We start from the raw sequence: 14,794 nt of genomic DNA on the forward strand, positions 1-14,794 counted from the left end.
GGCTCACATTCGGAAGAGGCCGAAGGAGGTCTCCGGCAGCGGAACGCGGGACACGACGTCGAGAGCCAGGCCCAGCACGGTGCGGGTGTCCGCGGGGTCGATCACGCCGTCGTCCCACAGCCGGGCCGTCGAGTAGTAGGGGCTGCCCTGGTCCTCATACTGCTGCCGGATGGGCGCCTTGAACGCCTCTTCGTCCTCGGCGGACCACTCCTGACCGGCCGCCTCGAACTGGTCGCGCTTGACGGTCGCCAGGACGCTTGAGGCCTGGTTGCCGCCCATGACGGAGATCCGGCTGGCCGGCCACATCCACAGGAAGCGCGGTGAATAGGCGCGGCCGCACATCGAGTAGTTCCCGGCGCCGAACGACCCGCCGATCACCACGGTCAGCTTGGGAACGCGCGTGGTGGCCACGGCGGTGACCATCTTGGCGCCGTTCTTGGCGATCCCGCCCTGCTCGTAGTCCTTGCCCACCATGAAGCCGGAGATGTTCTGCAGGAAGACCAGCGGAATGCCCCGCTGGTCACACAGCTCAATGAAGTGGGCACCCTTGAGTGCCGACTCGCTGAACAGCACGCCGTTGTTGGCCACGATGCCCACCGGGTGTCCGTGGAGCCTGGCGAATCCCGTCACGAGGGTGGCGCCATAGTTCTTCTTGAACTCGTGGAAACGGCTGCCGTCCACCAGCCGGGCGATCACTTCGCGGACGTCGTACTGCGCGTTGACGTCCGTGGGGACGGCGCCGTAGAGCTGGCCTGGCTCGGCAACAGGTTCGGCGGCGGTGTCCACGTCCCAGACGGGCGCCGCGGGCCGGGGCAGCGTGGCGACGATGTCACGGACAACCTGCAGGGCATGCTCGTCGTTTTCGGCGAGATGGTCCGTCACGCCGGAGATCCGGGAGTGCACCCCGCCGCCTCCGAGCTCTTCAGCGCTGACGATCTCTCCGATGGCGGCTTTCACGAGGGGCGGCCCGCCCAGGAAGATGGTGCCCTGGTTGCGGACAATCACCGTTTCATCGCTCATCGCGGGAACGTACGCGCCGCCTGCGGTGCAGGAGCCCATGACGGAAGCGATCTGGGGAATCCCGGCGGCGGACATCCGGGCCTGGTTGTAGAAGATCCGGCCGAAGTGGTCCCGGTCCGGAAAGACCTCGTCCTGCTTGGGAAGGAAGGCGCCGCCGGAATCCACGAGGTAGATGCACGGAAGCCGGTTCTCAAGCGCGATCTCCTGGGCCCGGAGGTGCTTCTTCACCGTCATGGGATAGTAGGTGCCGCCCTTGACGGTGGCGTCGTTGGAAATCACCAGCACGTGGCGGCCGTGCACTCTGCCGATGCCCGCGATGATGCCGGCGCCCGGTGAATCGTCGTTGTACATGCCGTTCGCGGCCAGCGGGGCGATCTCGAGGAAGGGGCTGCCGTCATCGAGCAGGCGGTCGATCCGCTCCCGGGGAAGCAGCTTGCCGCGGGCCATGTGCCGCTCGCGGGATTTCTCCGGCCCGCCGGCAGCCGCCGTCGCAAGCTTTTTCCGTAGCTCATCGGCGAGCGCGCGCTGCGCAAGGCTGTTGGCCTCGAATGCGCTGCCGGCGGTATCCAGCCGGCTGGCGAGTGTCTCCATTGACCGCTTCCATTCCCGGGCACTTCCGGCAGCAGTCCTGCCGCATTCTCGGTTAGTGCCTCGTAACTGAGTTTAGGTTAGTCTCTAGTAACTGTGATGTCCAACACAGGATGTTGGTAGAGTTCTTGGGTTCCGAGGAGGAAATGTGCCCACCACAGATCACGGAGAGCTCATCGCTCCCGGCCAGGCTGCCAGCCATGAGGCATCCGGCCATGAGGCATCCGGCCCCACACAGCGCAGCCGGGCGAAGGAGTCCCGCCGGCAGGCGCTCCTCTCCGCTGCGGCCACGCTGTTCGCCGTCAATGGGTTCAACCGGGTCTCCCTGGAGGACCTTGGCGCCGCGGCCGGCGTGAGCGGACCCGCCGTGTACCGCCATTTCCCCGGAAAGCAGGCTGTGCTGGGTGCGCTGCTGCTTACCGTCAGCCAGGACCTGCTCGACGGCGGCCGCCATGTGGTTGCCGACGCCGCCGATCCTTCTGCCGCCCTGGCCCGGCTGGTGCAGTTCCACGTGGACTTTGCCCTCAGCAACCCCGACGTGATCCGGGTGCAGGACAGGGACTTCAGCAACCTGACCGGCGAGGACCAGGCCCAGGTGCGTGCCCTGCAGCGCAGCTACGTGGAAGTGTGGGTGGACGTGCTGGCCGGCATCCACGGTACAACGGATACGGCAGACCTTCGCATGCGCGCCCACGCGACGTTCGGCCTGATCAACTCGACGCCGCACTCTGTGCGGAGCCACGGCCGGAGGATGGCCATCAAGTCGGCGCGGCCGCTCCTGGAGAACATGGCCCTGGCGGCCCTGCTGGTGACGGCCCGCCCGCTGGCCGACTGACGCCGTTGGCCAATAGGCCCCTTCGTCCGGCAGGCCCTGCCGGCAAGAGGCCTTTGCTTCCAGGCTGCCTGCCGCGCCAGTCCGGGCGGCAGGCAGCCGGTACAACCAGCTAGGCCATCGCGAAGGCCATGCCCGGATCCGCGAGGAGGGCGCCGACGTCGGCCAGGAACCTGGATCCCTGCTCGCCGTCCACCAGCCGGTGGTCGAAGGAGAGGCTCAGGGTCATGACCTGCCGCAGCGCGACCTGGTCCTGGTACTCCCACGGCGTTTTGCGCACGGCACCCACGGCGAGGATAGCGGCCTCCCCCGGGTTCAGGATGGGTGTGCCGGCGTCGATTCCGAAGACACCGATGTTGGTGATGGAGATGGTGCCGCCGGAGAGGTCCTCCGGGCTGCTCTTGCCAGCCCGGGCGGTGTCCGTCAGTTCTGCGAGCGCCGCGGACAGGTCGACGAGCGTCAGGCGGTCGGCATCCTTGATGTTGGGAACCGTGAGGCCGCGCGGGGTTGCGGCCGCGATGCCGAGGTTCACGTAGTTGAACTGAACGATCTCCTGGTTGGCCTCGTCCCACCTGGCGTTCAGGCCAGGACTGCGCCGCAGTGCGATCAGGACGGCCCTTGCCACGAGGGTCAGCGGTGTGAGCTTGTGGCCGGCAAAAGGTTTGCTTTCCTTGAGCCTGGCGAGCAGGTCCATGGCCGCAGTGACGTCTACCGTCAGGAACTCCGTCACATGCGGCGCGGTGAAGGCGCTGCTGACCATGGCAGCCGCAGTGAATTTGCGGACACCCTTGATGGGCGTACGCACCTCACGATCACCCTCGGCCGTCGCGGACCGGGGTACGGATTCCGGTGCCGCCAGTTCCTGGGCGGCCGCGGGAAGGTCCCCGCCGCCCACGAAATTCCGCACGTCGTCGCGCGTGATCAGCCCGCTGGGGCCGGTCCCCGCCACCTTCTCCAGATCCACGCCCAGGTCCCTGGCAAGCTTCCGGACGGGCGGCGTGGAACGGGGCCGCTCGGCAGAACGGGCGCCGGCAGGTCCGGTCTCCACAGGTTTGGTTTCGACAGGCTCAGCCACCGGGGCGGCGGTTTTGGCAGGCTCAACCGGCGGGGCGGCGGTTTTGGCAGGCTCAACCGGCGGGGCGGCCTCAGGCAGCGTGCGCTGCCGGCGGACGGGACGGCCGGTGCTTTCGACGACGGCGCCGTACCCGACAAGGTTGGGTTCCCTCTTGGGGACCGGCGCCTCAGCCGGAGCAGCAGCGCCAGGCTGGTTACCGGCGTCGTCCTTTACCTCGAATGAGACAATCGGCTTGCCCACCTCCACCACGGTTCCCGGCTGTTCATGCAGGGCCGTGATCACGCCCGCGAACGGTGAAGGCAGCTCCACCACTGCTTTGGCGGTCTCCACCTCTGCGATGACCTGGTTCAGGCTGACGGTGTCCCCGACCCCCACCTTCCAGCTGACGATTTCGGATTCGGTCAGTCCTTCGCCGAGATCGGGCAGCCGGAATTCCTTGATCATGGTGGCGGTCATCCTTCCAGCCCGCTCAGCGAATTCGGCCGGCCCAGAGCGCGGTCGACGCCGTCGAGGATCCGGTCAAGATTCGGAAGGTGGTGCATCTCCACCTTCGAATACGGATACGGCACGTCAAAGCCGGTGATGCGGACCGGCGCCGCCTCCAAGTGGTAGAAGCATCGCTCGGTAATGCTGGCCGCAACCTCCGCACCGAGCCCGCCGGACTGCCCGGCCTCGTGGGTGACCACCAGCCTGCCCGTCTTGCGGACCGAGGCCTCCACCGTGGCAAAATCCACGGGGGCCAGGGACCGCAGGTCGATGACTTCAACCGACACACCCTCGTCCGCGGCCGCAGTGGCTGCATCGCGGGCCGTCTTCACCAGCGGCCCGTAGGCCACGAGCGTGACGTCGCTGCCATCCGCGACCACCCGTGCCTGGCCCATCGGCGGAGCGGAAGTGGGATCGAGGGACTCGTCCACCTCGCCTTTGTCGTGGTACCTGCGCTTGGGTTCAAAGAAGATCACGGGGTCATCACAGGAGATGGCCTGCTGGATCATTGTGTGCGCGTCCTGCGGGCTGGCCGGGGTTATCACCCGAAGGCCTGCCGTATGGGTGAAGTAGGCCTCCGGCGACTCGGAGTGGTGCTCCGGAGATCCGATGCCGCCGCCATAGGGGATGCGGATGGTGATGGGCATTTTCACGGCGCCGCGCGTGCGGTAATGCATCTTCGCCACCTGCGAGACGATCTGGTCGAAGGCGGAATAGACAAAGCCGTCGAACTGGATTTCCACCACCGGCCGGTAGCCGCGGTAGGCCAGGCCCACCGCCGTGCCGACAATCCCGGATTCGGCGAGCGGTGTGTCGATGACGCGGTGCTTGCCAAAGTCTTTCTGCAGCCCGTCCGTCACGCGGAAAACACCGCCCAGGGTGCCAATGTCCTCGCCCATGAGGACCACTTTGGGATCGTTCTCGAGTGATTTGCGAAGGCCGGAGTTTATTGCCCGCGCAAAGGTCAGCTGCGTCATCAGCGTGCACCTTCTTCAGTAGTGGCCCCTGCGGGATCGCCGAAGCTGGCCAGGTAACGGGAGTAGTGGTCCTGCTGGCGGTCCAGCCAGGAGTTGGGAGTGCTGTACACATGCTTGAAGACGTCCAGGGGTTCGGGATCCGGCATGCCGACGCAACCTGAACGCAGCTCGCTGGCGACCGAATCCGCCTTGTTCCGTACGGACGATTCGAACTCTTCGGTGAACAGGCCCTTCCGGTCCAGCAGGGCATGGACCCGGCCGATCGGATCCTTTGCCGCCCAGTCCTCGAGTTCGTTGGCGTCTCGGTACCGGGTGGGGTCATCGGCCGTGGTGTGCGGGCCCATCCTGTAGGTGACGGCCTCAATAAAGGAGGGACCGCCGCCCCGGCGGGCCCGGTCAAGTGCCACGCGCGTGGCAGCCATGACCGCCAGCACATCATTGCCGTCAACGCGCATGCTGGGCATCCCGAAGCCGGTCCCCCGATCCGCGAGGTGCGTGTGGGACTGGAGACGCACGGGCTCGGAAATAGCCCAGTGGTTGTTCTGGCAGAAAAACACCAGCGGCACCTGGTAACTGGCCGCGAAGACCATGGCCTCGTTGACATCGCCCTTGCTGGTGGCACCGTCACCGAAGTACACAATCGCCGCGGAGTCGGCACCGTCGTTCTGAATTCCCATGGCGTACCCGGTTGCATGCAGCGTCTGCGCGCCGATCACGATCTGTGGAATAGCCATGTTGACCGTGTACGGGTCCCAGCCGCCGGAGGCAGCGCCGCGCCAGACACGCAGGATGTCCGCCAGGTCCACCCCGCGACAGTAGGCCACGCCGTTCTCGCGGTAACTGGGAAAAATAAAGTCGTCATCCCGCAGTGCCCGCACGGATCCCACCTGCGAAGCTTCTTGGCCCAGCAGCGGCGGCCAAAGGCCAAGTTCGCCCTGGCGCTGCAGTGCGGTTGCCTCTTTGTCGATCCGCCGGATCACCACCAGGTCCTCGTAGAGCGAGCACAGCTGCTCGTCTGATACGTCCCTGACCCATGGGTCGTACTCCGGATGGCTGACGCGCTCCCCCGCGGGGGTGATCAGCTGGACCATGCTGTGGCTTGCGCCACCCTGGTGCCCTGTCTTGTTGTCCCGGCCGGCGGCTGTTCCGCCCTGGCCCGCATCGTCTGTCACCACTGTTGCCGCAACCTTCTGACGTCGTGTAACCATCCCGCGGCAGGACTCGTGATACCGCCGCATTCCGGCCATCCGGGCGCCTTTGCCCCGGTTAATTGTGACCATACTCACAATGCTCAGGTGGTACAACCACTGCGGTTGAAACTGAGCACAATGCACTGTCTGGCGGCCTCAGACCGTGCTAGCCTTGCGCATTATGCAAGCTTTGGATGGCACTGATACCCGGCTGCTCTCCGCCCTGGCACAGGACCCGCGCCGCACTGTGGTTGCCCTGGCCCAGAAACTCGGCCTCTCGCGCAATACCGTCCAGGCGCGGATGGCCCAGCTCGAGAAGAAGCACGCTTTCCTGTCGTTCGAGCGGCGCATCAACCCGGTGTCCCTTGGCTATCCGCTGATGGCTTTCATCTCTGTGCATGTCCAGCAGCAAAAGCTCGGTTCCCTTGCCGAGGAACTGGCAGCCGTGCCGGAGATCCTCGAGGGCTACGGCCTGACCGGCTCGGCAGACCTGCTGCTGCGCGTGGTGGCACTGGACGCCGAAGACCTCTTCCGGATCAACGGGAAGATCCTGGCCTGCGACGGTGTCGAGAGGACCGATACCGCCCTGGCCATGGGTGAGCTGATCCCGTTCCGGATCCAGCCGTTGCTTGAGCGCAATTCCGCGGAAGACTGACCGCAATAGACGGCCGTAACCACGGGCAAACATGGCTGTTCCCGGCTGCCGGCGCTATAGGCTATTCCACAAAGTGACCGGGCGCCGGCTGTGCCCCGTTAGTTGGGGCACCGCTGGTGCGGTGCCGGAAAGGCCCACCGTTGAGCAATCCCCCGCTCCCCCCGCAGCAGCCCGGTTCCTACCAGCCGGGCCAGCCCGGCGCATACCAGCCAGGTCCGCAGCCCGGCCCCTACCAGCCGGGCCAGCAGCCCGGCACCGAGCAGCTTCGCCGGCGGCCGCTCCCGCCTTCCCCGTTCGGATTGCCCGGCATGCCTCCGGCCAGGAGCCGCAAAGGCCTCTGGATCGTCCTGGGGATCGTGGCAGGCGTGCTGCTTCTGGTCGGCGTCGGGGTGCTGCTTCTGGTGAACCTCGTGGGCGGGGCCACGCGGCAGGCAGGGGACCTCGCGGACAGCTTCACCAGTCTGGTCATCGCCGGAGACACGGACAAGGCGTACAACGACTACATGGACCCGAGCCTCAAGGAGCGGCTGACGCGGGAGGAATTCGCTTCCGGGGTCAGGAGCCTCCAGCTGGATCCGTCCTGCACCACGGCCTACGACGACCTCAAAGTCAGCACGCAGGACGGCAACAACATTGCGGACGTGGCAGGGCTCATCAAATGCGAGGGCAAGGACATCGACCTCGTGTACCGTTTCGCCGGCAAGGACGATCTGAAGCTGGTCACCATCCGGCTCCGGCCAAAGCCCTGACCCTTCTCTGGCCGTCCACCCATCCAAGCGCCGACCTGACCCGAATTGCTTCCGGGAGTCCCGACCGGGGCTCCGTAAATCCGGCCGCGGCACCTGCCCGGGCCGGCAACCGAAAGGAATTTGGGCCATGCGCAATTCACCGAATCGTCTTATCGCCACGGTTTTTGGGGCCGTCTACCTCCTGGTGGGACTCGTCGGCTTCGCCGTGACGTCGGGAGTCGGCTTCTTCGCCACCGAAGGCGCCAACCTCATCATCTTCGAGGTCAACCCGCTGCACAACGTGATCCACCTGGCCATCGGCGCCGCCCTGCTCTACGCGGGGGTCAAGGACACCCAGCTGGCGCGCACCGTCAACACGGCAGTGGGTGCGGTATATCTGCTGGTCGGTATCCTCGGCCTGTTCCTGCTGAGCTCGCCGCTGAACATCATTGCCCTCAACGGCGCGGACAACGTTCTCCACCTGGCGAGCGCCGTCCTGCTGCTCGGCGTCGGCCTGTCCCTGGACAAGGTCCCCGCCACGGCCCGTGCCTAGATGACGATGACCGGCCAGGCCATCGCGGCAGCCCCGGCAACGCAGGGAACGTCCCGTTCCGATGCCGTGCGGCTCTTTGCCGGCTTTGCCGGCCTCGGCGCCGCCGCAGTGAATTTCGCCGTCGCCTCCAGCCTGTTTGCCGCTGCCGGTCCTGCCCTCCCCGTGAGGGCGGCCGGCGGGGCAGCCGCCCTGCTCTGGGGAGCGGCCCTGCTGGGGTGGACGGTTGCCGGACTGAGCAGGGCCCGCTTTCCGCTGCCGCGGACCTCCGCCCTGCTGCTGACTGCGGCTGCCGCCGTGCATGTGGCGGCCATTGTTCTGGGCGCCCGGAGCGGCATGGCTGGCCTGGGCATCAGCCATCTCGCCGCCCTGCTGCTGACCCTCATGATCCTCGCGGCCACCTCGTGGCTCGGCCGCAGGTCCCCCGCCCTTTCCGGTGAACCGGGCCGGAACACATCGGACCGCCTGGGCGCGGGAACACTGCTCGCCGCCGCCTTCGCCGGAGCGCTGCTGGTTGCCGCCATCACGACGCCGGGCCTCGCCGCGTCGACGGCGGGCCAGTTCGCGGTGCCGCATGGTGAACACACCGGAGGCCACCACGCGCCTTGAGTCACCGGCTTACCCCAGACGGCGCCCGGCCCGACGGCAGCAAACGCAAACTGGAGCCCCCGCGCGGTGCGCGGGGGCTCCAGCCTGTATGGGTACGGCTAGTGTTCCACGGCCTTTTCGGCCCCAATCCCGGTCAGCGACCGGACTTCCATCTCGGCCTGCTTGCCGCGGTCCTCCTGCCTCTTGTCCAGGACCGTGCCGAGCCAGCCCAGCAGGAAGGCCAGCGGGATGGACACAATCCCCGGGTTGCTCAGCGGGAAGACGGCGAAGTTGGCGCCCTTGATCATGGAAGTCGCCCCGCCCGACACCACCGGTGAGAGCGCAATCAGGATGATGGCCGATGCGAGGCCGCCGTACATGCTCCAGATGGCACCCTGCGTGGTGAACCGGCGCCAGAACAGGGAGTAGATGATGGTGGGCAGGTTGGCGGAGGCCGCCACGGCGAACGCCAGGGCCACCAGGAACGCCACGTTCTGGCCGTTGGCGAAGATCCCGCCCAGGATGGCGAGGATGCCAATCACAATCACAGTGCGGCGGGCCACCTTAACTTCAGTGTCGGCGTCGGCCTTTCCCTTCGCGATGACGTTGGCATAGATGTCATGGGCGAACGAGGCGGCGGCGGTGATGGTGAGGCCGGCAACCACGGCGAGGATCGTGGCGAAAGCCACGGCCGAGATGAAGCCCAGCAGCAGCGGGCCGCCCAGGTGGAAGGCCAGCAGCGGCGCCGCGGAGTTGACGCCGCCCGGGGCGCCCTTGATGGTGTCCGCCCCCACCAGCGCGGCGGCGCCGTAGCCGAGCACCAGGGTGAAGATGTAAAACAGCCCGATCAGCCAGATGGACCATACGACCGATTTGCGGGCTTCCTTGGCGGTGGGCACCGTGTAAAAGCGCATCAGCACGTGCGGCAGGGCGGCCGTTCCCAGCACCAGGGCAAGGGCCAGTGACATGAAGTCCAGCTTGGACGTTTCGGTCTTGCCGTACTGCAGGCCCGGGTTGAGCACAGCCGGGTTGTTGGCCGCGTCCACGGCGCCGCCCAGCAGGCTGGAAAGGTTGAACCCGTAGATGGCAAGAACCCAGAGCGTCATGACGGCGGCACCGGCGATGAGCAGGATGGCCTTGATGATCTGCACCCAAGTGGTGCCTTTCATGCCGCCGATCAGCACGTACATGATCATCAGCGCACCGACGACGATGATCACCAGGGCCTGTCCGCCCCAGTCCCCGATGCCGAGCAGGAGCGAGATCAGGCTTCCGGCGCCGGCCATCTGGGCCAGGAGGTAGAAGAAGCAGACGGCCAGCGTGGAGATGGCGGCCGCGATGCGCACCGGGCGCTGCCGGAGGCGGAACGAAAGGACGTCGGCCATGGTGAACTTGCCGGTGTTCCGGAGCAGCTCAGCCACCAGCAGGAGCGCCACCAGCCAGGCGACCAGGAAGCCGATGGAGTACATGAAGCCGTCGTAGCCGTTGATGGCGATGGCGCCGGTGATGCCCAGGAAGGAGGCCGCGGACAGGTAGTCGCCCGCGATGGCGGTGCCGTTCTGCGAGCCGGTGAAGGAGCGGCCGGCGGCATAGTAGTCGGCGGCCGTCTTGTTGTTGCGGCTGGCCCGGAGCACGATGACCATGGTGACGGCGACGAACAGGGCGAAGATACCCATGTTCAGCAGCGTGGTGTCCTTGAGTGCGGCGACGTCAACCGCAGCGGGAATGGTGATCATTTTGTCCCTCCACCCGGTGCGGTGCTGCCGGCCTTGTCATATGCGTGGCCTTCAATGCCGTGCCGGATGTCTGCGGCGACCGGGTCCAGGCGCCGGTTCGAGTAGCTCACGTACCAGCCGGTGATGGCGAACGTGGTGACGAACTGCAGCAGCCCCATGATGATGCCGACGTTGATGTTGCCCCACACCTTGGTGGACATGAAGTCCACGGCGTAGGCGGCGAGGATGACGTACGCGAAGTACCAGAGCAGAAAGGCTATGGCCATCGGAAACACAAAACTGCGGTGGCGCTTACGCAGGTCCTTGAATTGCTGCGTGGCCTGGACTTCCTCGAAGTCCGGGGACGCCGCCGCGTCCTTGGTTCGGGCATCGTTACCCATCGTTCCTCCTCATTGAGACTGACTCCCACACGGCCGCACCCCGCCAGCCAATGTGACTACCATCACTGTGCTTCGCGGTGCCGGTGAAAGGCCAGTGGTTGCGCGCTCCGGGTCGGCCAACGGCGGCGATGCTGCGCCAAACGGCACGCGCTACGCTGGGCAGCATGCCGGATTCCCCTCTCTATTCCGCAGCCGCCGTGGCAGTCATCGCGCTCGCGGTGGCCGTCGTCGTCGCCGTCGGACTCAAAGTGCTTCGCTCCTTCCGCGAGCTGGGCACCGATGCCGAGCGGGCCACCTACAACACCCTCCACACCGCCTCGAAAGCCGGCCGGCATCTGCGGACCGGATTGAACCCCGCGGGCGCCGCCAAGGCCAGCCGCCAGCTGCGCACCCTGCTTGGCTGTGACGCGCTGGCCATCCTGGATGTGTCCGGAGTGCTGGCCTGGGACGGGACCGCGGAGGAACTGCGCCCCGGGCTGATGGCGCTCGCCGCGGACGTGCTCTCCAATGGCAGGACCCAGGTTTTCAACGCCGCCGAGCTGCAGCTCCACTCCCCCAAGTCCGGGTCCGTCGCGGCCGCCGTCGTGGCTCCGGTCCGGGCCGGCACGCGCGTGGTGGGAGCGGTTGCCGCCTTCGCTCCGCAGGCGGGGGCCGGCCTGGTGCGCGCCACCACGGAAGTGGCCGACTGGGTGGCCGCACAGGTCGAGCTGGCCGAGCTGGATGCCTCCCGGACGCTCCTGATGGAGGCGGAGGTGCGGGCCCTCCGCGCCCAGATCAGCCCGCACTTCATCTACAACTCGTTGAACGCCATCGCCTCCTTTATCAACACCGATCCGGCCCGGGCGCGGGAACTGGTGGTGGAGTTCGCCGACTTCACCCGGTACTCGTTCCGGCGGCACGGGGACTTCACCACGCTCGCCGAGGAGCTGCGCTGCATCGACAGGTACCTGCTGCTGGAGCGGGCCCGGTTCGGCGAGCGGGTGCAGGTCAGCCTGCGGATCGCGCCGGAAGTGCTGAGCACGGTGATCCCGTTCCTGAGCCTGCAGCCGCTCGTGGAGAATGCGGTCCGGCATGGTCTGGAGGCGAAGGAGGGTCCCGGCCACATCACCATCGCCGCCAACGATTCCGGCGCGTTCGCCGAGGTCACCATCGAGGACGACGGCGTGGGGATGGACCCGGTGCAGCTGCAGTCCATGCTGGCCGGCCACGTGGACGGCGAGCACGTGGGCCTGCGGAACGTCGATGCCCGGCTCCGGCAGGTGTACGGAGACGAGCACGGGCTGGTGATCGAGACTGCTCCCGGCGAGGGCACGCTCATCACCATGCGGGTGCCCAAGTCCCAGCCGGACCACGACGCATGAAACTGCCGGCGCCGGAGGTCCAAAGCCCGAAGCGGCGGGCCCGAAAGATACCCTAGGACCATGATTAACGTTCTCGTCGCCGACGACGAGCTGCCCGCGGTCGAGGAGCTTGCCTTCCTCCTGGGCAGTGACGAGAGGATCGGCACCATCCTCCGCGCCTCCTCCGGCGCCGAGGCCCTCCGGGTCCTCGAAGCCGAGGCCGTGGACGCCGTGTTCCTCGACATCCACATGCCGGCGGTATCCGGCCTGGACATCGCACGGGCCATATCCCGCAGCAGCCGGCCGCCCGCCGTCGTCTTCGTGACGGCGGACGAGGACTGTGCCCTGGAGGCGTTCGAGCTTGCCGCCGTGGACTACCTGCTGAAGCCCGTCCGGGCCGAGCGGCTGGCCCGCTCCGTGGGCCGGATCAGCGAACTGATCCGCGACGGCGGTACCGCGCCGGAGATGATCACCGTGGACCAAGGCGGCACCACCAGGATGATCCGGCGCGACGACGTCACGTATGTCCAGGCGCAGGGTGACTACGCCCGGCTCCACACCGTTGACGCCAGCTACCTGATCCGGGTACCCCTTGCCGACCTGGAGCAGCAGTGGGCGGACGCGGGCTTCATCCGAACCCACCGGTCCTACCTGGTGGCACTCGCCCACGTCTCCCACCTCAAGCTCGCCGCCGGCCGCCCCAGCGTGTCCGTCGAGGACGCTGAACTGCCGATCAGCCGCCGGCACCTGCCGGCCGTCCGCGAAAAGCTTGGGGCAACCAGGATCCGGCCGCAGGCATGACGCGCGTCAGGGTCACGGCTCCCCGTTCGGCCGCCAGGCCGGCGGCCGAACCCCGGGAGTCCGCCGAGGAGTCGGCAGTCGGCCAGGTGTTCGTCCGCTCGCTGATCCGCTCCCAGCTCCGGCTTGCCCTGGTGGTGGCCGGCGGATTCCTGCTGATCCTCGGCGCCTTTCCGCTGCTGCTTGCCGCCATACCGGCCCTGGCACAGACCCGGATTGCCGGGATTCCGTTGGACTGGCTCCTGCTGGGCGCCGGGATCTACCCTGTGACCGGCATCAGCGCCTGGCTGTACATCCGCAGCGCGGCACGGAACGAAGCCCGTTACCGCGACCTCGCAGGGGACAGATGATGCACCGTCAGGTAGTGCACCGGTGAATCCGGCAGTGGGCATCGCGGCGGTAGCGGCCGTTTCCGTGGCGACGGCGGTGATCGGCTTCTACGGGCTGCGGATCTCCCGCACCACCGGCGACTTCTATGTCGCCTCCCGAACCGTGCCGCCGTGGTGGAACGCGTCGGCAATCGGCGGGGAGTATCTGTCCGCCGCCAGCTTCCTGGGCGTGGCCGGCCTGATCCTGCTGTCCGGCACGGATGCCCTGTGGTATCCCGTGGGCTATACCGCCGGGTACCTGATGCTGCTGTTGTTCGTGGCCGCGCCCCTGCGGCGTTCCGGAGCCTACACCATCCCCGATTTCACCGAGGCCAGGCTCGATTCATTGTCCGTACGCCGCGTCACCAGCCTGGCCGTGGTCATTGTGGGCTGGCTCTACATCGTCCCGCAGCTGCACGGCGCCGCCCTGACCATCCGGACCACTACCGGCCTGCCGGCCTGGGCCGGCTCAACCGCCGTCGTGGTGGTGGTGTGCCTCACCGTGGTGGCCGGCGGCATGCGTTCGATCACTTTCGTCCAGGCTTTCCAGTACTGGCTGAAACTCACGGCCCTTGCCGTGCCCCTCATCTTCATCCTGCTGGTGCTGGCAGACCACGGCTCGCCGGCGCCGGGGGCAGCTGCCACGAACCCGGGCGGGGCGGGCCCGGCCAGCCCCTACCAGAGCATCTCTCTCCTCGTTGCCCTGCTGTTCGGAACGCTGGGACTGCCGCACGTCCTGGTCCGCTTCTACACCAACCCGGACGGGCACTCGGCGCGGCGGACCACGCTGATCGTGCTGGGCCTGCTGTCTGTGTTCTACCTCTTTCCCACGGCGTACGGCCTGGCCGGCAGGCTGTTCGCCCCGGATCTGGCAAGGGCGGGAACGGCGGATGCACTGGTGCTGCTGCTGCCGGGCCGCCTCGTTGGGGGCCCGGCCGGCGAATTGTTGTCTGCCCTCGTCGTGGCAGGGGCCTTCGCCGCGTTCCTGTCCACAACGTCGGGGCTCGTCGTCTCGCTGGCGGGTGTGATCAGCCAGGACGTCCTGGGCGGCAGTGTGCGCGGCTTCAGGGTGGCGGCGCTGGTCTCCATCACCGTTCCGCTGGGCCTGGCGCTCATGACGGACTCGCTGGCACTCGCCGGCAGCGTGGGCCTGGTCTTCGCCTTCACGGCGTCAACCATCTGCCCGGTCCTGCTGCTCGGCATCTGGTGGCGGGGCCTGACCGACGCCGGCGCCATCGCTGGCATGGTGACCGGCGGCCTCCTGTGCGGCGGCGCCATGGTGGCCGGGACGGTGCTCGGTGTGGCGGGAACGCCGCCGTGGCTAGCGCAGCCCGCGGCCTGGACAGTGCCGGCTGCCTTCACCGTGATGGTCCTGGCATCGCGCGCCACCAGTTCCAGGGTGCCGCGGACCACCACGCGGGTGATGACCAGGCTGCACACGCCCGAGCGGCCGCTGGCCACGGAACGCTGAGCGGCCAGGCGA

The 14,794-nt window shown here is 67.4% G+C and carries 15 protein-coding genes; 9 read left to right on the plus strand and 6 right to left on the minus strand.

Features of this window, described 5'->3' with window-relative positions:
• Nucleotides 1–3 precede the first annotated feature (3 nt).
• Nucleotides 4–1,611, minus strand: a complete 1,608-nt coding sequence (locus AC5RWD_RS07690; protein WP_494019449.1) for a carboxyl transferase domain-containing protein — start codon at nt 1,609–1,611, stop codon at nt 4–6.
• A gap of 172 nt (nt 1,612–1,783) precedes the next feature.
• Here AC5RWD_RS07690 and AC5RWD_RS07695 point away from each other — a divergent pair, with 172 nt between their 5' ends.
• The gene (locus AC5RWD_RS07695; protein WP_494019495.1) at nt 1,784–2,443 is read left to right on the plus strand and encodes an SACE_7040 family transcriptional regulator; all 660 of its coding nucleotides are present in this window, start codon (nt 1,784–1,786) and stop codon (nt 2,441–2,443) included.
• 109 nt (nt 2,444–2,552) lie between these two features.
• Here AC5RWD_RS07695 and AC5RWD_RS07700 read toward each other — a convergent pair whose 3' ends face one another.
• The 3 genes from AC5RWD_RS07700 to pdhA are packed head-to-tail and all read right to left on the minus strand — an operon-like array spanning nt 2,553 to nt 6,153.
• Nucleotides 2,553–3,971: a dihydrolipoamide acetyltransferase family protein gene (locus AC5RWD_RS07700; protein ID WP_494019450.1), complete on the minus strand. Its 1,419-nt coding sequence runs from the start codon at nt 3,969–3,971 to the stop codon at nt 2,553–2,555.
• Nucleotides 3,968–4,978, minus strand: coding sequence for an alpha-ketoacid dehydrogenase subunit beta (locus tag AC5RWD_RS07705; RefSeq protein WP_494019451.1), 1,011 nt, complete (start codon nt 4,976–4,978; stop codon nt 3,968–3,970). The genes AC5RWD_RS07700 and AC5RWD_RS07705 overlap by 4 nt, the downstream gene beginning before the upstream one ends.
• The gene (pdhA, locus tag AC5RWD_RS07710) at nt 4,978–6,153 is read right to left on the minus strand and encodes a pyruvate dehydrogenase (acetyl-transferring) E1 component subunit alpha (protein ID WP_494019452.1); all 1,176 of its coding nucleotides are present in this window, start codon (nt 6,151–6,153) and stop codon (nt 4,978–4,980) included. Before pdhA ends, AC5RWD_RS07705 begins: the two co-directional genes overlap by 1 nt.
• 196 nt (nt 6,154–6,349) lie before the next feature.
• On the opposite strand from pdhA, the gene AC5RWD_RS07715 reads away from it, so the two are divergent.
• From AC5RWD_RS07715 to AC5RWD_RS07730, 4 genes are all read left to right on the plus strand, one after another.
• Nucleotides 6,350–6,823 carry an Lrp/AsnC family transcriptional regulator gene (locus AC5RWD_RS07715; RefSeq protein ID WP_306921989.1) on the plus strand — a complete coding sequence of 158 codons (474 nt, stop codon included), beginning with the start codon at nt 6,350–6,352 and terminating at the stop codon, nt 6,821–6,823.
• A gap of 140 nt (nt 6,824–6,963) precedes the next feature.
• On the plus strand, nt 6,964–7,572 hold the full coding sequence (locus tag AC5RWD_RS07720; RefSeq protein WP_494019453.1) for a hypothetical protein: 609 nt from the start codon (nt 6,964–6,966) through the stop codon (nt 7,570–7,572).
• A gap of 127 nt (nt 7,573–7,699) precedes the next feature.
• The gene (locus AC5RWD_RS07725) at nt 7,700–8,104 is read left to right on the plus strand and encodes a DUF4383 domain-containing protein (protein WP_494019454.1); all 405 of its coding nucleotides are present in this window, start codon (nt 7,700–7,702) and stop codon (nt 8,102–8,104) included.
• A complete protein-coding gene (locus AC5RWD_RS07730) occupies nt 8,105–8,710 on the plus strand; it encodes a hypothetical protein (RefSeq protein ID WP_494019455.1) in 606 nt (201 codons plus the stop codon).
• A 98-nt stretch (nt 8,711–8,808) separates the two neighbouring features.
• Here the strand turns inward: AC5RWD_RS07730 and AC5RWD_RS07735 are convergent, their stop codons facing one another.
• Entirely contained in the window at nt 8,809–10,425 is a 1,617-nt protein-coding gene (locus AC5RWD_RS07735) for a monocarboxylic acid transporter (RefSeq protein WP_494019456.1), read from the minus strand.
• Nucleotides 10,422–10,805, minus strand: coding sequence for a DUF485 domain-containing protein (locus AC5RWD_RS07740; protein ID WP_494019457.1), 384 nt, complete (start codon nt 10,803–10,805; stop codon nt 10,422–10,424). The genes AC5RWD_RS07735 and AC5RWD_RS07740 overlap by 4 nt, the downstream gene beginning before the upstream one ends.
• 164 nt (nt 10,806–10,969) lie before the next feature.
• Here AC5RWD_RS07740 and AC5RWD_RS07745 point away from each other — a divergent pair, with 164 nt between their 5' ends.
• Genes AC5RWD_RS07745 through AC5RWD_RS07760 form a run of 4 tightly spaced genes read left to right on the plus strand, consistent with a single transcriptional unit; the run spans nt 10,970 to nt 14,782 of the window.
• Nucleotides 10,970–12,166, plus strand: coding sequence for a sensor histidine kinase (locus AC5RWD_RS07745; protein ID WP_494019458.1), 1,197 nt, complete (start codon nt 10,970–10,972; stop codon nt 12,164–12,166).
• A gap of 60 nt (nt 12,167–12,226) precedes the next feature.
• Nucleotides 12,227–12,946 (plus strand): LytR/AlgR family response regulator transcription factor, encoded by a 720-nt coding sequence (locus AC5RWD_RS07750; RefSeq protein ID WP_494019459.1) that lies wholly within the window; start codon nt 12,227–12,229, stop codon nt 12,944–12,946.
• Entirely contained in the window at nt 12,943–13,293 is a 351-nt protein-coding gene (locus tag AC5RWD_RS07755) for a hypothetical protein (RefSeq protein WP_494019460.1), read from the plus strand. The genes AC5RWD_RS07750 and AC5RWD_RS07755 overlap by 4 nt, the downstream gene beginning before the upstream one ends.
• 22 nt (nt 13,294–13,315) lie before the next feature.
• Nucleotides 13,316–14,782 carry a sodium/solute symporter gene (locus AC5RWD_RS07760; protein ID WP_494019461.1) on the plus strand — a complete coding sequence of 489 codons (1,467 nt, stop codon included), beginning with the start codon at nt 13,316–13,318 and terminating at the stop codon, nt 14,780–14,782.
• Nucleotides 14,783–14,794: the final 12 nt, after the last annotated feature.

The organism is Arthrobacter sp. CMU6, assembly GCF_059090205.1.